Raw genomic sequence first — 21,713 nt, 5'->3', positions numbered from 1 at the left:
TAACCTACTTTCTTAATAAGAAATGTTGTAACCTTTCAATAAAATGATCCTCTTTCTGCGTTTGCTCCAAACTATCATTTTTCATCAAATAGTTTTTCGTTACTATCCTCATTTGCTTGGCTGCATTTGATTTCGGTTTGAACAAAAGAAAAGGAATCTGATTCTTTACAGCCGAAATAATCGTAGAATCTTCAGGTAAGAATCCAAGAATTTCACAATCCTTTTGAAGAAATGAATTCATGACCGTTTGCAAGCGTTGCATAACTATACTGTTTTCCTTCTCATTTTTCATTCGGTTTCCCAGTAGGTAAAATTTTGCTTTCGGTACTTGTAAATGAATGATTTTCATAGCGGAATAAGCATCCAAAATCGATGTAGGTTCCGGTGTAACAACAACGATAATCGTTTCGATGCCGGAGAGCAACCGGACAAGTTCATCATTCATCCCGGCACCAATATCAAAAATTACATAATTATAATCATATAAAACATGTTTCAATTCCTGCAGCAGGTGTTCAACTCGATCCCTTTCAAGTTTGAACGCAGAGTTCAGACCGGTGCCACCGGCAATATAATGGATATCATAGTTTTTTTGAATAATATCATCTAATGAATATTCTTCTGTTAGAAAATGAGCAATGGTTTTTTCTGCCGTTTTGCCCAGGAGAAGATCAATATTCCCCATACCTACATCTAAATCAAATAATAGCACTTTTTTCCTATATTTTGATAGAGAAATAGAAAAGTTTAATGCAAAATTCGACTTTCCGACCCCTCCTTTACCACTGATAACGGCAATCGTTTTTGCACTTTTCCCTTCTAACTGTCGCTTTATCCGAGCACGCAATTTTTCTGCTTGATCAGTCATTCTTTGTCTCTCCAACAATTTGATTAATAATAGTATGTTGCGTAGCAACAATGATATCGTCCGGTACATCCTGACCTGTTGTAATAAAGGCAATTGGTTTATGATATTTATAAGAAAGATTAAGCAAAGAACCACAGCAACTTGTTTCATCCAACTTTGTAAAAATAAGTTTATCAATCGGTATGTTAGAAAATTGCTGATAAATCATTTCTAAATCTTCCTCTTTCGCAGTTAAGGAAAAGACTAAATATGTCTCCATTTCTGTATGAAAATCAATGGTCTTTTTTAGATCTTCAATATGCTTTTTATTACGGAAATTTCTCCCCGCTGTATCTATGAAAACATGATCAAAAGCGGTAAATTTTTCAACTGCTTGTTTAAAATCATTCAAGTTGTAGCAAACTTCAATTGGGACATTCAAAATTTTTGCATAGGTTTTTAATTGTTCAACTGCAGCAATTCGGTAAGTGTCTGTTGTGATAAAGGCTACTTTTTTCTTTTGCTCAATCGATTTTATTGAAGCTATTTTCGCTAAAGTTGTTGTTTTCCCTACACCTGTAGGACCAATTAAGGCAATATATTTTTTTTGAAGTGCAGCGCCAAATTCCAGCGGCTTTATATACTCCACCAGAGATTGAACAATAAAATCATATGCGTTATCTTTATCCACCTGTTCCTTTTTACTGTAATAATGCTCATATATATCTTCCGTTAATTGTTGCAAGATCGTCTCACTAATGTTTTGACTGAGCAATTTTTGATAAATTTCCCTATACGGGGACGGGATATGAACACTCGATGAATGCCCCTGACTCGTTATTTGCTTAATCAATTGTTTTACATCGTGGATTTCTTTTAAAATCATTTCTTTGTTTTCCCCCGTTTTATTTTGGACAGGTTGCGGTGATTGCATATCTTTTTGCTTCATTTCACTGTTCGTTTCCACCCTGGAAAAATCGATTTTCTCTATTTGAGATGGTTGGACCATATCATTATCCAGTGCGGCAATCACTTCGATATTTTTTTTGCGAAATAACCCGAAAAACCCACCTGTGTAAATAATTTTTGAATTTAATATGACAGCCTCTTTTCCAAGATCTTTACGGATTTTTTTCATTGCTTCCGGCATGTTCGGAGCTATGTATTTTTTTACTTTCAACTGATATTCACCACGCCTACACTTTGGATTTCAATATTTGCATCTAATTCGTTATAGGATAGAATCGGTACTTGCGGAAAATATCTTTCTGTTAATTCTCGAACGTACATCCGGATAGCCGGTGAACAAAGAATAATCGGAGTTTGATTATACAATTGCATTTGTTCAATTTGCTTTCGAATATTTTCAAGAATAGCTTGCGAAGTTGACGGATCCAAAGCCAAATAATTACCATGTTCTGTTTGTTGGACATGATCAGCAATCAATTTTTCAACTTGACCACTTAACGTAATCACCTTTAGCAGATTATTGTCTTGAATATATTGGTTTGTTATTTGCTTGGCCAATGCTTGCCGCACGTATTCAGCTAAAATATCAGGATCTGTTGTCACTTTACAAAAATCAGCCAATGTTTCAAAAATGACCGGTAAATTTCGAATGGACACACGCTCTTTTAACAATTTTGCTAATACTTTTTGAATATCACCAACAGATAAAGGATTTGGTGTAACTTCCTCAACAAGAATCGGATAATTTTCTTGTAGATGATCGATTAATTGTTTTGTTTCTTGTCTTCCCAAAAGCTCATGAGCATAATTTCTTAGCACTTCTGTTAAATGCGTACTAATCACAGACGGTGGATCAACGACCGTATAACCGGCCATTTCCGCATTTGTTTTCATATCTTCTGTAATCCATTTTGCCGGGATACCGAAAGCCGGTTCAACGGTATCAATTCCTGTAATTTTCGGATCATCAACTCCGGAACTAATTGCTAAATAGTGTTCCAGATAGATTTCACCTTTTCCGACTTCATTACCTTTAATTTTGATTCGGTATTCATTCGGAGCAAGTTGAATATTATCGCGAATGCGGACAACCGGAATAACAAGACCAAGTTCCAATGCTAATTGTCTTCGAATCATGACGACCCGGTCCAATAGGTCCCCGCCTTGATTCGTGTCAGCAAGCGGGATTAGTCCATAACCGAATTCGAACTCTATCGGGTCAATCGTTAATAAATTGACAATGTTTTCCGGTTTCTTCATATCATCTGTTGCAACTTGTTCTTCTGACTCAACTAATTCCATTTTTTCACGATTTCCTACATTTGATAATCGGTATCCGCCGATAATCAGCATACCGCCAATTGGTAATGTTACAAAATCCTGGATTGGGGTAAACAAACCGAGTAAAATAATGGTTCCACCGGCGACATACAACATTTTCGGATAAGCAAATAATTGAGCGATGACATCGGATCCTAAATTTTCTTCAGATGCAGCTCTTGTTACAATGATTGCCGTTGCTGTTGAAATTAATAACGCCGGCAACTGACTGACAATCCCGTCACCTACAGTCAAAAGTGAATAATGGGATGAAGCCTCTCCAAACGGCATTCCATTTTGAACCATTCCAATAATAATCCCAAAAATAAGGTTAATAAAGACAATGATAATCCCGGCAATGGCATCACCTTTGACAAACTTACTTGCCCCATCCATTGCCCCGTAAAAATCCGCCTCACGTGAAACCTTTTCTCTTCGTTTTCGGGCTTCCTGTTCGGAAATCATCCCGGCATTTAAATCAGCATCAATGGCCATTTGTTTCCCGGGCATCGCATCTAATGTAAACCGAGCAGCTACTTCTGCCACCCGTTCAGCACCCTTGGTAATGACGAGAAAATTTATAATAACCAGAATGAAAAAAACAACAAGACCAACTAAGACATTTCCACCGACGACAAAGGTTCCAAATGTTTCAACAACACCCCCGGCATCACCTTTTGAAAGAATTGAACGTGTTGTGGAAACATTTAAACCAAGTCGAAACAAAGTTAATATCAATAAGAGAGAAGGAAAAATTGAAAAATCCAGCGCCTCTCGCATGTTCATCGTCACTAAAAGAACAAGCAAAGCCAAGGAAATATTCACGATAATTAAAAAGCTCAGCATTCCCGGCGGCAATGGAATAATAAGCATTACAATAATAAGTATGACACCAAAAACAACAGATAAATCTTTTAGTTTCATTCCTTACTCCCCTATCTAAATAAGTAAAAAACGACCATGTTCTATTTCTTTATACTTTCTTTTTTAACCGGTATACATATGCTAATACTTCAGCAACTGCTTTAAAAAACTCTTCCGGTATCGCCTGACCAATTTCAGTTTGGTGATAAAGACTTCTGGCTAATGGCCGGTTTTCAATCATGACGACCCCGTTTTCTTTTGCAACATATTTTATTTTTTGTGCCAAATAGTCCACACCTTTGGCAACTACAAAAGGTGCATCCATTTTACTCTCATCATATTTCAGTGCAACAGCATAGTGGGTAGGATTCGTGATGACGACATCGGCGGTCGGAATTTCCTGCATCATTCGGTGAAAGGCAATTTCTCTTTGCCGCTGTCTTCTTTTTGACTTAATTAACGGATCCCCTTCTGTATTCTTAAACTCTTCTTTAATATCTTGTTTTGACATACGGATACTTTTTTCGAAATCATATTTTTGATACATATAATCCAGCAATGCCAAAAATAACAGGCCCCCTGTTGCAAACAAACCCATTTTTACCGTAATGGAACCGACAACCGATAAACTTGCTCCTGCCGATTTAAAAATAAGGCCAAGAATTTCCTTCAAATGAGTCCATAAAAAAGCAAAAGCAATTGCACCGATGACGACTACTTTTAAAATTGATTTCAATAATTCAACCAAAGCCCGTAATGAAATAATTCTTTTAAATCCTTTGATCGGATCGATTTTTTCCAACTTCATTTTCAAAGGTTCTGTTGTACTAATAAACCCAACTTGAATATAATTGGCCAGTAATGCGGCTATAAATCCGGCCAACATAACCGGACCTACCAGCATGAAAATTTCCTGAAACAAATCCAGCGTTATTGTTTCAATCGTATTCGTTGTCACTTCTTGAAACACATATTCTTCAAAAGTTTGATAAAAAATGCGATTCAAACCTTCCAGCATATTTGAACCTGTAAATAAAAGAACAAAAAAGACTGCCAGTAAAATAATAGCTGTATTGACATCTTGACTTTTCGCGGTCTGACCCTTTTTTCGTACATCTTGACGCTTTTTCGGGGTCGCTTTTTCCGTTTTTTCTTCCGCAAAAAATTGCAAATCCACTTTTAACATTCGATATCTTCCTTTGATGAAAACAAGCAGACCAAACACAAGTGAAAAACTGTGCCCGTTTCCTATTAGTTATTTGCTAGCCGCCAAGCAGTGACATCAAGTCTCGCAATGAATAAAGCAATAGTTCAAATAGACTTTTGACTGAAAAAATCATTGTCCCCATAACAATGAAAAGAATGATAATGCCTGCTAAAATTTTTACAGGAAAGCCAACGACAAAAATATTCATTTGCGGAACAGTTCTCGCTACGATACCTAAAGCGACATCAATCAAGAACAGACTGGCTACAACAGGAACCGACATTTGAAAACCGATGATAAACATCGCTGAGAAAACTTTTCCAATCAATTTGACTGTGTTTTCATCGCCAAAATGTAAAAATGGTTGATCAATCGGGATAAATTGATAACTTTGATATATTCCATCTATTAATAAATGATGACCGTTAACCGATAATAAGAATAGGAATGCAAAAATATATAAATATTGTCCTAAAATCGGACTTTGAGCCCCGGTTTGCGGATCAATCACATTGGCAATGGCAAAACCCATTTGAAAGTCGATAAACCCACCTGCAATTTGGACAGCTGATAAAATAATGTAACCAATAAGTCCCAGTGCAATACCGGCAATTGCTTCCTTTATAACTAACAGAATATATACCATATCGAACTCAATCGGATCGGTATCAATTGTAAAGACGATAACATAAGCAAGATAAAGAGCCAGACCAATTTTCACTCGAGCAGGGATGGTTCGATATGAAAAAATCGGTATAACGAGAAAAAATGATAATACTCGGATAAAGACTAATAAAAAAACAGGGATAGAAGTAAGCAACACTTCCATTGAATCAACCTACAAATCTAGTTAAATTTGAAAAGATATTTTCCGCATATTGAACCATGTGACTGACCATCCAGGGTCCAAATACAATCATTCCCAATAATACCGCCAAGATTTTAGGAACAAATGCTAATGTTTGTTCTTGTATTTGCGTGGTCGCTTGGAAAATACTAATAATTAAACCGACAACCAATGCAATAAGGAGAAGCGGCCCCGAAACAATTAAAATTGAATAAATTCCTTGTTCTGCCAATGTAATTACTGATTCACTAGTCAACTATGTTCACCTTCTTAAAAAGTTTGCAACAATGATTTAACAACCAAATGCCAACCATCTACCAAAACAAATAATAATATTTTAAAAGGCAGTGAAATCATAACCGGCGGTAACATCATCATCCCCATCGACATCAGGACACTTGCAACCACCATATCAATGACGAGAAATGGAATAAAGATCATGAAACCAATCTGAAATGCGGTTTTTAATTCACTGATGGTAAATGCCGGAACTAATGCTGATAACGGAATGTCCTCAACCGACTCGGGAGGTTCCGCTCCGGTATATTCTAAAAATAACGCAAGATCTTCCTGTCTCGTATATTTACTCATAAATTCTTTAAATGGTACTACCGCTTTACTATAGGCTTCTTCTAAATTGATTTCATTATTAAATAAAGGCTTTAGTGCTTCATCATTTACTTGACTGAATGTCGGAGCCATAATAAAAAATGTCATAAATAAACTTAACCCGATAATCACTTGGTTTGGCGGAGTTTGTTGCGTACCGAGACCCGTTCTGACAAATGATAATACAATAACAATTCTCGTAAAAGAAGTCACCATGATTAAAATGCTTGGTGCAATTGTTAAAACCGTTAAGAGAAGTAACAGCTTTACTGATGTTGATACTGTTTCCGGGTCACTATTATTAAATAAAGACATAAACTCATTCATTTATCTTTAAACCCTTTCTCCACATTCTCTTCATATGCTTTCCTTCTCTTTTCGGCGATACCATGCAATTGCTTTTCCAATTCTTTTTTAAATGATTGATTTTCCTCGGCATTTTCTTTTTTTGTCTTTAAATGAGCTGTCAATTTTGAAATCATGTCTTGGGGCTTGACCATTTGCTCCATACGGTTATGAAATTGGTCAATAATCATGTTTACTTCTTGTTCATCATTGATCTCCTTTAAAAGCTCTACATTTTCACCGATACCAACCACCAAAATTGAATTCCCCACTTTAATCATTTGAACAGACCGATTCCCGCCTAAATTGGTTCCGCCTAAATTTTTCATTGTTTGTACAGAAGGGGATACATTGTTTTTCTTTTGCAGCCATTTCAACAATCCAAATAACATGCCAATAACAATGACCAACATAAAAATGGTCTTCACGATATCCCATGCCGTTACACCAACTTTTTGCGAAGGAGCTTCAGCTGTTTCATTTTTTGGGGGCAGCGATTTATTCTCGGTCTTTTCTTGATCTGCTCCTTCATCCTGCTGCTGAAAATATTCATAAACACTGTCATTGACATTTCTTTCTGCTTGAACAGTCATTTCATCCACATTGAAGAGGGATGAAGTCATAATTAAAATGATTAAAAGGGCGCTTTTCATCCGATTCATAATTTTCGAGCTGCCACCTACTTTCAGAAAATGAAACAATGAAATATTCAAATAACCATTATTGGAATCGAGAATAACGGTTTTATTTTCCAATTTAAGATAATGTCTTTTTAATAGCTTCCAAGACACGGTCAGCTTGGAAAGGTTTAACGATGAAATCTTTTGCACCGGCTTGAATGGCATCAATCACCATAGCTTGTTGCCCCATTGCTGAGCACATAATGACTTTTGCATTTGGATCAATTGCGCGAATTTGTTTTAATGCAGCAATTCCATCCACCTCAGGCATTGTAATATCCAATGTCACAAGATCCGGATTAAGTTCCTTAAATTTTTCAACGGCTTGTGCACCATCGCTAGCTTCACCTACAACTTCATAACCGTTTTTTACCAAAATATCTTTAATCATCATTCTCATAAATGCTGCATCATCAACAATCAGTATTCTCTTTGACATAAGAATCCTCCCCTGATACTATTTCATGTTTTTGATTCTGTCGGATTGGCTAATAATATCAGTGATCCGAACACCAAAATTTTCCTCAATGACTACTACTTCACCTTTGGCAATTAATTTACCGTTAACAAGTATATCTACCGGCTCCCCGGCTAATTTATCCAATTCAATTATTGAACCTGATGACATTTCCAGTATCTCTTTCACTACTTTTGTTGTTCTTCCCAATTCAACAGTCACTTGTAAAGGAATATCAAACAACATTTGTAAATTTCTGCTTTCTTCTTCGGTTGTATGAACTGGCGAAAAATCGGAAAACACTGCCGGTTGTACATGTTTTTTCCGCTCGTCCGTTTCCAAATGTCCGGCATGTCCAAATGTTACCGGGTCCCTTTGCAAGTGTGACTCCTCTTGGTAAGAATGCAATGGAGTTTCTCCCCCTGTATTTCCGTACATCGGATTAGGTACCTGCTGAGACATTTCTTCTTTTTGTTCTAAGTCCGTGACATCATCAACCATTACCGTCGCTGATGCTTCTTCTGCTGAACTATGCATTAAATCAGAAACTAAGCTTTTTGCAAATGGGAGCGGTAATAGTTGCATAATAGAAGAATTGATTAAATCCCCCACAATTAAGCGAAAAGAAACTTTAACCAAGTAGTCATCCGTGGGTAAACTATCTGTTCCTTTTCCTTCCGGGATATTTAATAAATCAACAATTGGCGGTGAAATTTCGACCCGTTTATGAAAAATGGTCGACATGCTCGTTGCGGCACTTCCCATCATTTGGTTCATTGCTTCTTGAACGGCACTCAGTTGCAATTCACCAATTTCCGAATCAACATCCCGTCCGGTTCCGCCTAACATTAAGTCTGCGATGACACTGGCATCATATTGATTAATCACCAACACATTTGAACCGAGAAATCCGGTTGTGTAATCGACGGCGATGGCAACATAAGGTTTTGGAAATTCTTCAACCAACTGATTTTTCCTTATTACGGAAACATGAGGAGTTGTGATTTCCACCTTTTGATTTAACAAGGTTGAAAGGGCTGTTGCAGAACTCCCGAATGATATATTACCGATCTCCCCTAAGGCATCTTTTTCCACGGGAGATAAAATTTTCTCTTCATCTGACGAATGTGATTGGGTATCTTCTTCTGTATCTTTTGTTCCATTTAATAAAGCATCGATTTCTTCCTGGGAGAGCATTCCATCATTCATCATTCTCATCTCCCTCCTTCAATTCTTCAAGTATTTGGACAGCCAATTTATTATTTATTTTTCCGGGCTGTGCTAAAAATTTCGGTTTTCCTTCCACCTTTATGATTATCGGTTGGTCTATTTTTCTATTCAATTCAATACAGTCACCTTCCGTTAAATTTAAAAATTCCTCAATCGTTATTTCCGACTGACCTAATTCAGCAATAACCGGTAATTGAGTATGTTTTAAATGTCTTTTTAGGGCAAGAAGTTTTTCCGGCTCTGCTTGTTTTTTTTCTGTTTGCATCCAATAAGAAACCGATAATTTTGAGATAATTGGTTCCAACACAATATGAGGAATACAAATATTAATCATCCCGCTCGTTTCTCCAATTACTGTATTTAAAGAAATGACAACAACCGTCTCATTAGGAGAAACCATTTGTAAAAATTGCGGATTTACTTCAAAGCTTTGTAAGACAGGATTAATATGTGTAACGGTTTCCCATGCTTCCTGTAATTGTTCAAATGCAACTTCAAATAAATTCGTCATAATTTTCGTTTCAATATCGGTTAATTGATCAATTTTATTTATACTTGTTCCCATTCCGCCTAAAATCCGGTCAAGCATGGCATAAGCAATATTTGGATTAATCTCTATCAATAATCTTCCCTCTAGTGGAGGAACTTCATATAAATATAAAACGGTCATTTTCGGAATGGACCGAACAAACTCTTCGTATGGAATTTGATCGGCACTTGCGACTTCAACATGAACATACGTCCGCAGTTTTGCCGAGAAATGAGTGGTTAAAAGTCGGGCTAAATTATCATGAATTCTCGTTAAACTGCGAATTTGTTCTTTTGAAAAACGGAGCGCCCGTTTGAAATCGTAAGTACGAATCTTTTTTTCTTCTTCTTCTTTTTTGATTTCTTCTGCATTTACTTCACCAGTAGATAAAGCAGAAAGTAACGCATCGATTTCACTTTGGGAAAGTATCTCACCGGATGGCAAGTTTGTCACCTCCAGCCATCAGATATTTTTCAATGAAGTTATAAATTTTGCTATAGGATATTAATAGATTCATTGGATGATTGTCGAGGTAATGTAAACTTGGATGATTTTACCTTCCTCCATAGATTCACTTAAACTTTCTTTTAAGTCGTTTTCCAATTTTACTTTCCCTTCCGTCCCTTCCAAATCTTTCGCTTCTAAACCGGATAATTTTTTTATAATTACATTTTCCACTTGAAAGTTTCGCTTTTCTAATTCTTCTTTCGCTTTTTTACCATCCGTTTGAATCGTAAAAGAGATACGAATATAATCACCGTTTAACAAATTTGTGGTAATTTCAGGGATTTCTACTGAATTCTCTACTATTTCATCTGCTGTCGGCTTGCCACCCGCAGCCTCAGTTCCTTTCATAAAAAAATAGTAAAGACCAACAGCAAGAGCAATGATTACAACCGACATAAATATCAGGAGCAGTCTAACTGTTTTTTTCAAGACCGGTTTCCTCCTTCCGTTGATCTATTGTAATCATCCGGATATCCCGATAAAATTGTTTTGTCAAAGAAACGAGCGTCTCAGCATCTTCACTTACAACATACCTTTTTCCATTTGTCAAAAGGATGGTAGTATCAGGAAATGACTCGACCGTTTCAATTAAGAAAGCATTTAAATAAAATGTATTCCCGTTTAATCTCGTTAACTTTATCAAAATTACTCACCAAACTTTTCTTTTCTAAAATCTATTTATGGTTATCAAGGAGGTTGCCGGGAAACCAAATTTTCTCCGGCTTATCCCCCCTGATTAAATTATTAACATCTTTCCGTTACTGATTAACGTTTTAAGTTAACCAATTCTTGAAGAATTTCATCTGAAGTCGTAATGATCCGGGAATTGGCTTGAAAACCACGTTGGGCAACAATCATTTCTGTAAACTCCTCGGAAAGATCAACGTTAGACATTTCCAGTTTACCTGAAACAACTGTACCGTATGCGCCACCGCCAATTCCAAATTGAGGATCACCGGAATTCGGTGAACTTTGATATAAGTTTCCTCCGGCTTTGTCGAGACCTTCCGCATTGCTGAATCTTGCTAATGCGATATTACTAATTGTATTTACTGTTCCATTTTCATACTGGGCAATAATTTCACCGGTTTGGGAAATGCTGATACTTTGCAGCCCAACGGAGTTACCTCCTTCATCAATTTGTTTTGGGATTGTAATATCTCCTCTTGCATTTGTCTCAGGATTAAACCCTTGTACTCTGAAGCCGTCCGAATTTACTAATAAGCCGGTTTCATCGATATAAAAGTTTCCTGCACGGGTAAAGTAATCTTGTCCGCCATCATTGACGACAAAATAGCCATCTCCCTTGGTAATCGCCAAATCTAGTGGACGACTTGTGTTTTGCATACTGCTTTCCGTATGAATCGTATCGATCGAAGCAATTTCTGAACCTAAACCAACTTGTTTCGCGTTAATTCCCCCTCGGGTAGCAGTACCCCCGGAAGCTGAACCGATTGTTTGATACATTGCATCTTTGAAAGTAATCCGACCTTTTTTGAATCCAAAAGTGTTTACATTCGCAATATTATTTCCGATTACGTCCAATTTGATTTGCATGTTTTTCATACCGGATATTCCTGAGTACATTGATCTAAGCATAAATAAATTCTCCCTTCAATTTTCAAATTGCCTGCTTCAGTCAATCAGCAAGGCTCGGCTTTCCTTTTGAAGGTCCAGCCGGTCTAGATAATAATGGTTCCATTAATATTAGTGAAAATTTGTGAGTTGGTCTCACTACGGTCCATTGCAGTAATAACCGTTTGATTTTTTGCACTGACAATTAAAGCCGCATGGTCTAAAAGAACTAATGATTCATTGACACCCATTTGTTTCGCCTCGGTTACTTTTTCACTAATTTTCTTCCAATCTTCCGAGCTAATTTCTATATTTCTTTGTTCGATGCGTGTTTTCGCATGTTTGCTAATGGTTAAATTGGTATCATTTTTTATCGCCTCTTGCAAATGGTCGGCAAAATTCGTATTTGTCGTTCTACTTTTGTTTTCTGTATTCAATTTTTGGATACCAATTGGTGGAATAAATGTATTTCTTATTTGCATTTCATCAACCCCTGACTCCAGATTAATTTCCAGAGAATCATTTTTCAAGATCGCCTAAGCAACCATGATTGAAAGAATTTGGTCGATCGTCAATTTCGTTCCTGTTTGATCATTTACTTGATAAAAAATTTGCCCGTCTTTTTGACTTACTGCTTGAACGATGGCATATTGCAGTTCACCTTTTTCTTCCCAAGAAACCTTTTTTCCTATGAGATTGCTTGCATTGGCAAGTTGATTCCCCTTTTCTTGAACCGACACCCCTGAAATATTACTAGGTGTTAATTCTGTACCGTCTTCCAAGTATAATTTCACACCATCCTCGGTAAACTTTATTGAAGTAATGATTCCTGTCCCGTTTTCGATAATTGGCTCAGCCTTTTCATCGCTAGGGTAAGTGATTTTATCCCACTTAACTTCCATTCCCAGTAAAGATTGGTAAGAAAGCATTTGCTGTTCCTTTTGAACGGAAATTAACTCTTCCATCGACTGATTCATTGTTATCATTTGTTCGAGCTGGGAAAAGGTTGCCATCTGGGCAATAAATTCACGGTCTTGCATTGGATTTAGCGGGTCCTGGTTTTGCAATTGGGTTACTAATAACTTTAAAAAAGCATCTTTTCCCAATGTATTATTATTAGTAGAACTCTGTTTGGCATTTGATAAATAATAACTTGAATCTATTGTATTCGTCATGAAATCACCTAAATTTCATAGTTTAATAGTGTCGCCTTAAAAGTTTCCATGAAATTTTCATTATTATGTTCATTTTCTTTTTCTTCATGCTGATCATATCCAGGATGATCGTTGTTTTGGTTAGGTTGTTGATGATTGAATCCTTCCTGCTGGGTTTCATCAAGAAAATCAATCCGATTAATTGGGATATTTTGCTGCACGAGTGCTTGTTTTAATGCTTGAGATTGCGACTCTAATAACTCTCTAGCACTTGTCGTTGACGAAATAATTTTTGCAACAAGTTCATTATGCTGTTGAATGAGTTCAATTTTTAATGTGCCTAAATGTTCCGGCTTTAACTGGATAGTCAACTTTTGTACTTGACCGTTTTGGTAAAATTTACTTTTGGCTAAAATCGTTTCAAAATCTTTTATAAAACGTTCCATCGTGACCGGCTTGTTCCCTTCCAATAATTGAAGCGAACCACCTGTGTTAGGAGTTTGGACAGTCCCCGCTTCTATTGGCTTTCCTGATAATTGTTGATTTTGACCGGTTTCATCTGATCCAATTTTTGGCAGTTCACTGACATCAATCACTTCATTGTTATTGATCATATGCGATGATGGTGCTTCGCCGAAACTCTTCATATCAACGGTCCGAATCATTAGATAGGGCTGCTTACTTCTAAACACAGAAAGATCTTCAACCCCTTTATCCGTATCCAACTTGGCAAAAGCCGATTGCATAACATCCGATTTTTTCATATTTGCTTGTAAATTTTGATAAAAGGTTTTTATAATTTTTTCCTGCTCTTGTGTAAGGAAACCCGGTTTTTTATTATCATTTAACAATCGATATAAAACAACGGCAGTCTTAACAACATTTGTAAAATCTTGACTTTGTTCCGAGCTGATAACTTGAGAAAACTCAAATTGGTTCATTAATTGTAAGAGATTCACAAAACCTTGAGGATTTCCTTGATCTTTTTTTACCTCTTCCAAAAGTTGTTGAATTTGTTCTTGAATCTGTTCGTCTTCTGTTCCATTATCCTTCGTTTCTTTAAGTAATAAACCGAGGATATTCAGGATTGAAGTCAATAAATCATCTGCATCAATACCAGTAAATTCCAGTAGCTCTTCCAAGTTCATCGACGTATCTTCACTTGCTTCCCTCTGGCCAAGTCCTTCAAATGAAACCATCTTTCCTTGGTTAACATTCTTTCCTTGATTGGCATTTTCCTCAAGTAAATGATTTGCAAACAAAGCCAGTAACTGTTCAAAACTGCCGACTTGTCCCTCTTGTCTAACTAGCGGGTCATGATTTTGTTGCGGATTTGTTAATAAAACTTGCAAATTGCCTAAGACACTGATCATGTTTTCACCTCCTTTCAAGTTTACATAGTTTTATTGATTAGCTAATTTAGCGGTAAAATTGGCAGCCTTTTCTACCGGCATTTTTTCCAGAATCCGTGCCAATGTATCCTCTTTTAAATCGGTCATAATATTAAGAGCTGTTGTTTCATCCATCTGCGCAAGAATGTTTGCGGCGCTTTGTGGTTTCATCTTTTCATAAGTTTTGATAACTTCGTTCCATTGCGTATCTGTTTCATTCTGATCATTTGCATTTACATTTTCATTTCCCGGCTCCACTTGAGTGTTTTCGAAGTTTTCTTTTTCCTCTTGCAAAGTTGCTATTTCTTGGTCTTTCTTTTCTAATTCCGACTGCAAATCTTCAACCTTTTTTTCCTGATTTTTTAATTGGGCCTGAAGTTTATTGATTTGCTGATCATATTCTTCTATTGAAGTGGTTGCCATATCCTTACTAGAAAACAAACTTCCAATGACAGGTATTTTTGCTGCTTCCTGAAAAATATTCAATCCCGAAACGGTAGATATAATGAGAACAATGGTTAGAATAAGCAAAAAAGGGATGATGACAAAATAAAATAGCTTCTTTAAAATTCCCGATTTGTTTTCTTCCATTGTTTTATTTTCCTCTCTCATTGTGACATTACTTCTCCCTCGCCACGATTTGCATAGAAATTTCGTCCATTACTTTACGATCTTCCACATCCAGAAAATGGAGAAATTTTTCGTATTCTTTGCTTTTCATCTTTTCCATTTTTTTAACTTCAATATTTTTTTCAATCAGGCGTTGTTCCTCTTCCTGCATATGTTTGCGGGCATGAAAGACTAATTGTTGGTAGCTGTCAATTTCTTTTTGTAAATTTAATAAATAATGTTGTCCTAAACGAATTTCCCGGATACTGACCCCGGATTCAATTTTTTTTAATTGCTGTTGTTCAATATCTTCCTTTTTCTTCAATAAGTGATATAGCTTTTCTGCGACTTCTTCAAACTTACGGATGGCTTTTTCATACATAAATACCTGCTCTTCTTTTTCTTTTTCACGCAAGTCTAAAAGTTTTTCCAGTTTAAATGTAAATTTCACTGATAATCACCTGCGAAAAGTTTATTTAATAGAGTAATACTTTCTTCCATTGAAATTTTTTCATCAGTTCGTTGTTTTAAATATGAAATGATTTTTGGATAATACTCAATGGCTTCATCGATTTCTTTTGAAGAGCCTTTTTTATAAGCACCTATGTTGATTAAATCCTCCGATTGTTCATATGTATTTAATAAATCTCTAAAACGGTTGGCCGCATCAAAATGCTCTCTTGTGACTAAAGAGTTCATTAATCTACTGATACTTTTCAAGATATTGATGGCGGGGTATTGTCCTTTGTTAGCCAAATTTCGGTCTAATACAATATGTCCGTCCAATATCCCACGAACAGTATCCGCAATTGGTTCATTAAAATCATCACCATCAACGAGTACAGTATAAATCGCCGTAATGGATCCATTTGCATTAGTACCGGTCCGTTCCAGTAAAACGGGCAGCATGGAAAATACAGAAGGCGTGTATCCTTTTGTTGCTGGTGGTTCACCGGTTGCCAGTCCTACTTCTCTTTGTGCCATCGCAATCCGGGTGATGGAATCCATCATCAGCATCACATCTAAACCTTTGTCGCGATAATATTCTGCTATTGCCGTTGCTGTATATGCACCTTTAATTCTCATCAAGGCAGGTTGATCACTTGTCGCTGCCACTACAATCGAACGTTTTAATCCTTCTGGACCGAGATCATGTTCAATAAATTCTCGAACTTCCCTACCTCGTTCACCAATTAATGCTATTACATTTAAGTCTGCTTTTGTATTTCGGGCAATCATCCCCAGCAATGTACTCTTCCCGACTCCACTACCTGCAAAAATACCGATTCGTTGCCCTTTTCCAATCGTTAATAAGCCATCAATGGAACGAACACCAACTTCTAACGGTTTCGTAATTGGCGGCCGATGAAGCGGATTGGGAGGTTTTCGTTCAGTTGGCCAGCTACGTAAATTATCAGGGAGGAGCGAACCATCCAATGGTTTTCCCATGGAATCAAGTACATTCCCTATCAATGCATCCCCTACTTTAATATCCAAAGGTTTTTCCGTACTTTCTACCAACCAGCCAGGAGCAATATCACTTACCGTTGTAAAAGGCATAATATAGACATTTTCGTCTTTAAACCCGACGACTTCTCCTAATATTTTTTTCTTCCCTGAGCCGCTTTTCGGATAAATGTAACAAATATCGCCAATCGAACAAGTCGGTCCTTTTGATTCAATCATGATTCCCACAACTTGTTTAACCCTGCCGTATCGTTTGTAAGTATCAATGGTTGCAAGATGATGTACTAAATCGATTGCTTTCATTCTTCATCACCAATGAATAGTTCAAACAATTTCTTTTTTATTTCCCGGAGTTGGGTATCAAGGCCGACATCCATCCGTAATCCATCCGTTTCAATAATACAGCCCGTTTCTGATAAATTTTCATCAGGATAAATATATAGTTGTCCATCATGAAAATGAGGCAAAAGTTCATCTTTTTTCTTGACAAGTAAGGCGTAACGGCTCGGATTTACATATATTTGAACCTCTTTATAATTTTTCACTTCATCAATTGCCTTTTTTACTAACGGTAAAAACCTTTCTTCATTTTCATGTAAACTTGAGCAAAGAATTTTTTCAGCAACTTTAAGACTTAAAGTCAAGATTGTTTGTTCGGATTTATCGACACATTTTTGATATTCAATCTTTGCATCATCAACAATGGACTTTGCAAATTGAATAAGTTCTTCCACTTTCCGATAACCTTTTTCTTGACCAAGTTGAATTCCTTTTGTATAACCTTCATGATGAGCTTGTTGGTATATTTTCTCTTTTTCTTTGGCAAATAACTGTTTTTCTTTTTCTATTTGCCGGCGAATTTGTTCTGCTTCTTGATTCGCACGTTCAACAATTAAATTTGCTTCTTTAGTAGCCTTTTCGATTTGTTCATTATTTTGAAGAGGTTGAATGGAACCGTCTGTTTCTTCGTGTGGTTGTCTTGAACGATTCATTGTCAGTAAACGGATCGTTATTTTTTCTTCCATTTCATCTGTATTGGTTCTTTTAACAACGTTAGACAATGATATCATCTCCTCCCCCACGAACAATAATGATTTCTCCTGCTTCTTCCAGTCCACGAATGATCGAAACGATCCTTCCTTGTGCCTCCTCAACATCACGTAAACGGACAGGCCCCATAATCTCAAGTTCTTCTTTAAATGTATCACGCATCCGTGTTGACATATTTCGAAAGATGATTTCTTTCACTTCATCACTGGCGACTTTTAGTGCAAGCAGTAAGTCTTCATTTTCGCAATCTCGAATAATCATTTGAATAGCACGATTATCAAGAGTGACAATATCTTCAAAGACAAACATCCGTTTCTTAATTTCCTCTGCCAGCTCAGGATCTTTCTTTTCCAAACCTTCGAGTATTGTTCTCTCTGTCGCCCGATCGACACCGTTCAATACTTCCACAATCGCCTCTATACCACCGGTTTGCGTATAATCATGCGTAAATGTTGCGGAAAGTTTTTGTTCCAAAATTTGTTCTACCTCATAAATTACTTCCGGTGATGTGCTGTCCATTAAAGCTATTCTCCTAGCAACATCCGCCTGCATTTCCTCAGGTAAATTGGACAAAATGGTTGCTGCCTGGTTAGCGTCTAAATAGGACAGAATTAAGGCGATCGTTTGCGGATGCTCATTTTGAATAAAATTTAATATTTGATTTGGATCCGCTTTTCTGGCAAAATCAAACGGTCTCACTTGTAATGCTGAAGTCAAACGATTGAGTATGGCTGTTGCCTGCTCACTTCCTAAAGCTTTCTCTAGTATCATTTTTGCATAGCCGATCCCGCCTTGTGAAATATAATCTTGAGCTAAGGCAAGATTATGGAATTCCTCAATAACTTCTTCTTTCTTATCAGCTGTAACATTTTTTATCGTGGAAATTTCCAATGTTAATTTTTCAATTTCTTCCTCTGTTAAATATTTATAAACAGATGCTGATACGTCGGGACCAAGCGAGATGAGAAGGATAGCGGCTTTTTGTTTTCCGGTCAATTCTTTTTTTTCAGCCAAAAAATCACCTCCTTACTCTTGAGAAAGCCATGTACGTATTAGTTTGACAAATTCATCTGGTTTTTCTTTTGCCATCTTTTCAATTTGGTTCTTTCTAATCATTTCTTCTGTTTCTTTCGGTTCATTTAAATCCGGAACATATAGCGGTTCTTGTTTTGTTTCAATAACTTCTTCTTCAACCTCTAGTTCTTCCCGTCGTTTACGTAAAAACAAAATGAGTAAAACAATAATCACAAGTGCAAGAATACCGATAACGATATAACCCCAAACAGGAAAACTACTTTCTGTTGTTTGACTTGGATTCGTCGCTTTTCCTAATAACGGTTGGAAAGTGACAGAAATTTTATTTTCAATATCCGCATCGGTCAAATTAGCATTATTATCGGATTTATCAATCGATGTACGGACAATTGTGCTTAACATATCCTGAATTGCTTGCTCTACCTCCGTCGAAACAGAATCGGGACTTTTGGCATTTGGCGGTTCAACAATCACTTGGATTCCCAAGTCGCGAATTTTAAAAGGACTTTCAACAATTTCTTTACGGATTTTATTCACTTCATAATTGATCGTTTCTTCCGTTTTTTCGTAATCCCCATTACCTGTTGTTCCTTCCGTATAACCGGTCAAAGTATCTCCGGTATCTTCTGCTTGTGGAACGCCACCGTTTGCGGCATTTTCACCTGTGTATGTTTCACTAATTCGTTGAGCGCTGACAGCAATTCCTTCCATATTTTCTTCATCAACAGGTTCGACTAGGTTTTCTTCACGGCTCTCTTGTGTAAAGTCGATATCGGCCGTCACCGATACAGCTACTTTATTTTGACCCATCAACGTACCCAGCATGCTCTGAACCTGCCGTTGTATATCACGTTCTATTTCTTTTTTAACAGCAAATTGATTTTGTAAATCTGTTCCATTTGAAGAATTTTTTGCATTTTCTAAGTCATAGTACTCAAAATTTTGATCCATGATGACGATATTATCAGTAGGAAGGTTTGGTACTGATTTTGATACAAGTGTATACAATGCTTTAATTTGTCCTTCCGAAAAATCGTATCCGGATTCTGTTGTTAACACAATTGATGCGGAAGCTTCTTCATTTTGGTCCTTGACAAAGATGCCATTTTCCGGAAGGGTAATCATGACATTTGCATCTTTAATTCCGTCAATGCTTTTAATCAAGTTGGCCAGCTCGGTTTGCATAGCATCCAATTTCATGACATCAAACTCATTATCTGTCATGCCAAGCCCGGCGTTTTCACTAAAAAATGAGTAATCGATACTGCCTGTTTTAGGAATTCCTTCTGCCGCCAGTTCCACAAGTAATGTGTTAACAGATTCTTTAGGTACGTTTATTGTCGTACCGCCATCTGTAATTTCAGATCGAATCCCTTTTGCATCTAGCGCCTCTTTTATGCTCCCTGTTTCTGCTGGAGTGAGATTACTGTATAAAGGAACCATCGTTGTTCTCGTAGTAAAAAAAACAAGAACAGAAACAATTATAATAAATAAAATAATTGAACCGATCAAAAGGAACTTATGACGTTTTGTTTTCCCCTGCCAATTATTTTTTATTTTCTCTATTGTGTTTTGCAACGTTTCTTTCATCTATCTCTCTCCGAACAGTGATTTTTAATTAAAGTACCTCAAATATCTTTTGCTTTTTAGACTTGCATTCTCATAATTTCTTGGTAAGCTTCAACTACTTTATTACGTACTTCCATTGTTGCCTGTAATGTAATGGAAGCCTTTTGGGAAGCAATCATAACATCATGCAATTCTACGTTTTCTCCTAAAGCCATTTTCTTTGTTAAGTTGTCAGACTGTATTTGAGCATCATTTACTTGATTAATGGCATCCTTTAAAAAATTCGAGAATGTTTTTTGCGCTTTATACGGAGTAACTGCCGAATGACTCGCCTCCGAAACAGCACCGACATTCAGAGAAATCGGGTTGATTGCCAATAATAACACCTCCGTAATTTGATTTTACTAGCGAAAAACTATGTATCTATCATTCATTCACCATATACCTATTTTCCAATGTCCAATGCTTTAACTAACATTGATTTTGAAGCATTAAAGACGGTAACATTCGCTTCATAAGATCTTGTTGCACTAATTAAATCAACCATTTCCTTTAGAGGATCCACATTTGGCATCTGTACATAACCATTTTCATTCGCATCAGGATGGTCAGGGTTATAAACAAGTTTATAAGGAGTTTCGTCTTCTACAATTCTTGAAACTTTTACACCCGAGGTTACCGTATCTTTATTCATCGCCTTATTTAATAAAGTTGAAAATTGTTCACCCTTTGGTTCCAGAACAACCATTTTCCGGCGATAAGGAACCCAACTGCCATTTACGTATTCTGCACGGGTAGAGTCAACATTGGCAACATTTGACGATATTACATCCATCCGTAATCTTTGTGCTGTCAATGCACTGGAAGTAATGTTCAGACCTGAAAACAATTTTATTTTCCTCCCTTAATAACCGATTGGAGCGTTTGAAACTTCCCGCTTATTCTATCGATTAATGCATTGTAATAAATTTGGTTTTCCGCCAATTTTGTCATTTCTTGATCGACATCGACACTATTGCCGCTTTCATTATATTGGATATTATTTTTTACAATTGTTACAGTTCCATTTTCTGAAGGTGGGAAGGGTATATGTTTATTGTTTGTTATTTGTGCAGATAAGTGATTTGTGTTTTTTAGCTCATTTTTTAATACGGTTTTAAAAGGTAATACCTCTTGTGCCTTATAATTTGGCGTGTCAACATTGGCAATATTTTGCGAAATAACTTTTTGTTTTGTTGTTGAGTAATCCAGTGCTTGACCCAAAATAGAAATTGTATCAGAAAATATTTTCATCCCAGTCTACTCCTTGTCATCAAATTGACATAAAACACATATATACGACAAATTTCGCATTCTTCATCTATTTTAAATCGTAATGTAGATAATGTCTATAAGAGGTCCCAATATATTCATAGGTAATTCTACCTATTTTTCCTATGTGAACAAAAAAAT

26 protein-coding genes are annotated in these 21,713 nt (G+C 36.6%); all 26 read right to left on the bottom strand.

All coding sequences use genetic code 11. The features are described from left to right. Positions 1 to 4 precede the first annotated feature (4 nt). The 26 genes from BT1A1_RS07735 to flgB all read right to left on the bottom strand — a co-directional run bounded on the left by BT1A1_RS07735 (position 5) and on the right by flgB (position 21,554). On the bottom strand, positions 5 to 868 hold the full coding sequence (locus tag BT1A1_RS07735) for a MinD/ParA family protein (RefSeq protein ID WP_034769800.1): 864 nt from the start codon (positions 866 to 868) through the stop codon (positions 5 to 7). Then, complete coding sequence (gene flhF / locus BT1A1_RS07730; protein WP_034769799.1) at positions 861 to 2,027, bottom strand: flagellar biosynthesis GTPase FlhF; 1,167 nt, start codon at positions 2,025 to 2,027, stop codon at positions 861 to 863. The genes BT1A1_RS07735 and flhF overlap by 8 nt, the downstream gene beginning before the upstream one ends. Further along, positions 2,024 to 4,060, bottom strand: a complete 2,037-nt coding sequence (gene flhA, locus BT1A1_RS07725) for a flagellar biosynthesis protein FlhA (protein WP_034769797.1) — start codon at positions 4,058 to 4,060, stop codon at positions 2,024 to 2,026. The genes flhF and flhA overlap by 4 nt, the downstream gene beginning before the upstream one ends. 49 nt (positions 4,061 to 4,109) lie before the next feature. Continuing rightward, positions 4,110 to 5,186, bottom strand: coding sequence for a flagellar biosynthesis protein FlhB (gene flhB / locus BT1A1_RS07720; protein ID WP_034769796.1), 1,077 nt, complete (start codon positions 5,184 to 5,186; stop codon positions 4,110 to 4,112). 76 nt (positions 5,187 to 5,262) lie between these two features. Next, positions 5,263 to 6,036: a flagellar biosynthetic protein FliR gene (fliR, locus tag BT1A1_RS07715; protein WP_034769795.1), complete on the bottom strand. Its 774-nt coding sequence runs from the start codon at positions 6,034 to 6,036 to the stop codon at positions 5,263 to 5,265. A gap of 4 nt (positions 6,037 to 6,040) precedes the next feature. After that, positions 6,041 to 6,310 carry a flagellar biosynthesis protein FliQ gene (gene fliQ, locus BT1A1_RS07710; RefSeq protein ID WP_034769794.1) on the bottom strand — a complete coding sequence of 90 codons (270 nt, stop codon included), beginning with the start codon at positions 6,308 to 6,310 and terminating at the stop codon, positions 6,041 to 6,043. 14 nt (positions 6,311 to 6,324) lie between these two features. Beyond that, positions 6,325 to 6,990, bottom strand: a complete 666-nt coding sequence (gene fliP, locus BT1A1_RS07705) for a flagellar type III secretion system pore protein FliP (protein ID WP_034769793.1) — start codon at positions 6,988 to 6,990, stop codon at positions 6,325 to 6,327. Further along, positions 6,987 to 7,670 (bottom strand): flagellar biosynthetic protein FliO, encoded by a 684-nt coding sequence (locus tag BT1A1_RS07700; RefSeq protein WP_161792870.1) that lies wholly within the window; start codon positions 7,668 to 7,670, stop codon positions 6,987 to 6,989. Before BT1A1_RS07700 ends, fliP begins: the two co-directional genes overlap by 4 nt. A 94-nt stretch (positions 7,671 to 7,764) precedes the next feature. Beyond that, positions 7,765 to 8,127: a response regulator gene (locus tag BT1A1_RS07695; RefSeq protein WP_034769790.1), complete on the bottom strand. Its 363-nt coding sequence runs from the start codon at positions 8,125 to 8,127 to the stop codon at positions 7,765 to 7,767. Between the two features lie 18 nt (positions 8,128 to 8,145). Beyond that, positions 8,146 to 9,357 carry a flagellar motor switch phosphatase FliY gene (gene fliY / locus BT1A1_RS07690; RefSeq protein WP_034769788.1) on the bottom strand — a complete coding sequence of 404 codons (1,212 nt, stop codon included), beginning with the start codon at positions 9,355 to 9,357 and terminating at the stop codon, positions 8,146 to 8,148. Beyond that, entirely contained in the window at positions 9,347 to 10,348 is a 1,002-nt protein-coding gene (gene fliM, locus BT1A1_RS07685; protein WP_034769786.1) for a flagellar motor switch protein FliM, read from the bottom strand. Before fliM ends, fliY begins: the two co-directional genes overlap by 11 nt. A gap of 69 nt (positions 10,349 to 10,417) precedes the next feature. Then, positions 10,418 to 10,840 carry a flagellar basal body-associated protein FliL gene (gene fliL / locus BT1A1_RS07680; protein ID WP_034769785.1) on the bottom strand — a complete coding sequence of 141 codons (423 nt, stop codon included), beginning with the start codon at positions 10,838 to 10,840 and terminating at the stop codon, positions 10,418 to 10,420. Next, positions 10,824 to 11,054 carry a flagellar FlbD family protein gene (locus BT1A1_RS07675; RefSeq protein WP_034769783.1) on the bottom strand — a complete coding sequence of 77 codons (231 nt, stop codon included), beginning with the start codon at positions 11,052 to 11,054 and terminating at the stop codon, positions 10,824 to 10,826. Before BT1A1_RS07675 ends, fliL begins: the two co-directional genes overlap by 17 nt. 122 nt (positions 11,055 to 11,176) lie before the next feature. After that, the gene (gene flgG / locus BT1A1_RS07670) at positions 11,177 to 12,010 is read right to left on the bottom strand and encodes a flagellar basal body rod protein FlgG (RefSeq protein ID WP_034769782.1); all 834 of its coding nucleotides are present in this window, start codon (positions 12,008 to 12,010) and stop codon (positions 11,177 to 11,179) included. A gap of 83 nt (positions 12,011 to 12,093) precedes the next feature. After that, complete coding sequence (locus BT1A1_RS07665; protein ID WP_034769779.1) at positions 12,094 to 12,468, bottom strand: TIGR02530 family flagellar biosynthesis protein; 375 nt, start codon at positions 12,466 to 12,468, stop codon at positions 12,094 to 12,096. A gap of 54 nt (positions 12,469 to 12,522) precedes the next feature. Further along, positions 12,523 to 13,161, bottom strand: a complete 639-nt coding sequence (gene flgD, locus BT1A1_RS07660) for a flagellar hook assembly protein FlgD (protein WP_034769777.1) — start codon at positions 13,159 to 13,161, stop codon at positions 12,523 to 12,525. A gap of 8 nt (positions 13,162 to 13,169) precedes the next feature. Beyond that, a complete protein-coding gene (locus BT1A1_RS17400; RefSeq protein ID WP_051989061.1) occupies positions 13,170 to 14,513 on the bottom strand; it encodes a flagellar hook-length control protein FliK in 1,344 nt (447 codons plus the stop codon). Between the two features lie 30 nt (positions 14,514 to 14,543). Beyond that, entirely contained in the window at positions 14,544 to 15,143 is a 600-nt protein-coding gene (locus BT1A1_RS07650) for a MotE family protein (RefSeq protein WP_034769776.1), read from the bottom strand. Between the two features lie 7 nt (positions 15,144 to 15,150). Beyond that, positions 15,151 to 15,591, bottom strand: a complete 441-nt coding sequence (fliJ, locus tag BT1A1_RS07645) for a flagellar export protein FliJ (RefSeq protein WP_034769775.1) — start codon at positions 15,589 to 15,591, stop codon at positions 15,151 to 15,153. After that, positions 15,588 to 16,910, bottom strand: coding sequence for a flagellar protein export ATPase FliI (fliI, locus tag BT1A1_RS07640; protein ID WP_034769774.1), 1,323 nt, complete (start codon positions 16,908 to 16,910; stop codon positions 15,588 to 15,590). Before fliI ends, fliJ begins: the two co-directional genes overlap by 4 nt. Next, a complete protein-coding gene (gene fliH / locus BT1A1_RS07635) occupies positions 16,907 to 17,668 on the bottom strand; it encodes a flagellar assembly protein FliH (protein ID WP_051989060.1) in 762 nt (253 codons plus the stop codon). Before fliH ends, fliI begins: the two co-directional genes overlap by 4 nt. Next, the gene (gene fliG / locus BT1A1_RS07630; protein ID WP_034769772.1) at positions 17,661 to 18,671 is read right to left on the bottom strand and encodes a flagellar motor switch protein FliG; all 1,011 of its coding nucleotides are present in this window, start codon (positions 18,669 to 18,671) and stop codon (positions 17,661 to 17,663) included. Before fliG ends, fliH begins: the two co-directional genes overlap by 8 nt. Positions 18,672 to 18,683: 12 nt before the next feature. Then, the gene (gene fliF, locus BT1A1_RS07625) at positions 18,684 to 20,282 is read right to left on the bottom strand and encodes a flagellar basal-body MS-ring/collar protein FliF (protein WP_034769771.1); all 1,599 of its coding nucleotides are present in this window, start codon (positions 20,280 to 20,282) and stop codon (positions 18,684 to 18,686) included. A 56-nt stretch (positions 20,283 to 20,338) separates the two neighbouring features. Further along, a complete protein-coding gene (gene fliE, locus BT1A1_RS07620; RefSeq protein ID WP_095141161.1) occupies positions 20,339 to 20,632 on the bottom strand; it encodes a flagellar hook-basal body complex protein FliE in 294 nt (97 codons plus the stop codon). A 74-nt stretch (positions 20,633 to 20,706) separates the two neighbouring features. Then, complete coding sequence (gene flgC / locus BT1A1_RS07615) at positions 20,707 to 21,150, bottom strand: flagellar basal body rod protein FlgC (protein WP_244996521.1); 444 nt, start codon at positions 21,148 to 21,150, stop codon at positions 20,707 to 20,709. 2 nt (positions 21,151 to 21,152) lie between these two features. Beyond that, complete coding sequence (gene flgB, locus BT1A1_RS07610) at positions 21,153 to 21,554, bottom strand: flagellar basal body rod protein FlgB (protein ID WP_034769763.1); 402 nt, start codon at positions 21,552 to 21,554, stop codon at positions 21,153 to 21,155. Positions 21,555 to 21,713 lie beyond the last annotated feature (159 nt).

Source organism: Caldibacillus thermoamylovorans, assembly GCF_000751775.1.
Lineage (GTDB): Bacteria > Bacillota > Bacilli > Bacillales > Caldibacillaceae > Caldifermentibacillus > Caldifermentibacillus hisashii.
Note: the sequence above shows the minus strand (reverse complement) of the source record. Positions and strands in the feature narration are given on the sequence as shown.

Coding starts and splice junctions, on each gene's coding strand:
- fliI (WP_034769774.1), bottom strand. CDS start 16,910: ATGAAAGCAATCGATTTAGTACATCATCTTGCAACCATTGATACTTAC.
- flhA (WP_034769797.1), bottom strand. CDS start 4,060: ATGAAACTAAAAGATTTATCTGTTGTTTTTGGTGTCATACTTATTATT.
- BT1A1_RS07665 (WP_034769779.1), bottom strand. CDS start 12,468: ATGCAAATAAGAAATACATTTATTCCACCAATTGGTATCCAAAAATTG.
- flhB (WP_034769796.1), bottom strand. CDS start 5,186: ATGTTAAAAGTGGATTTGCAATTTTTTGCGGAAGAAAAAACGGAAAAA.
- fliR (WP_034769795.1), bottom strand. CDS start 6,036: ATGGAAGTGTTGCTTACTTCTATCCCTGTTTTTTTATTAGTCTTTATC.
- flgB (WP_034769763.1), bottom strand. CDS start 21,554: ATGAAAATATTTTCTGATACAATTTCTATTTTGGGTCAAGCACTGGAT.
- flgD (WP_034769777.1), bottom strand. CDS start 13,161: ATGACGAATACAATAGATTCAAGTTATTATTTATCAAATGCCAAACAG.
- fliP (WP_034769793.1), bottom strand. CDS start 6,990: ATGAATGAGTTTATGTCTTTATTTAATAATAGTGACCCGGAAACAGTA.
- flgG (WP_034769782.1), bottom strand. CDS start 12,010: ATGCTTAGATCAATGTACTCAGGAATATCCGGTATGAAAAACATGCAA.
- BT1A1_RS07735 (WP_034769800.1), bottom strand. CDS start 868: ATGACTGATCAAGCAGAAAAATTGCGTGCTCGGATAAAGCGACAGTTA.
- BT1A1_RS17400 (WP_051989061.1), bottom strand. CDS start 14,513: ATGATCAGTGTCTTAGGCAATTTGCAAGTTTTATTAACAAATCCGCAA.
- BT1A1_RS07695 (WP_034769790.1), bottom strand. CDS start 8,127: ATGTCAAAGAGAATACTGATTGTTGATGATGCAGCATTTATGAGAATG.
- BT1A1_RS07650 (WP_034769776.1), bottom strand. CDS start 15,143: ATGAGAGAGGAAAATAAAACAATGGAAGAAAACAAATCGGGAATTTTA.
- fliF (WP_034769771.1), bottom strand. CDS start 20,282: ATGAAAGAAACGTTGCAAAACACAATAGAGAAAATAAAAAATAATTGG.
- fliY (WP_034769788.1), bottom strand. CDS start 9,357: ATGATGAATGATGGAATGCTCTCCCAGGAAGAAATCGATGCTTTATTA.
- BT1A1_RS07700 (WP_161792870.1), bottom strand. CDS start 7,670: ATGAATCGGATGAAAAGCGCCCTTTTAATCATTTTAATTATGACTTCA.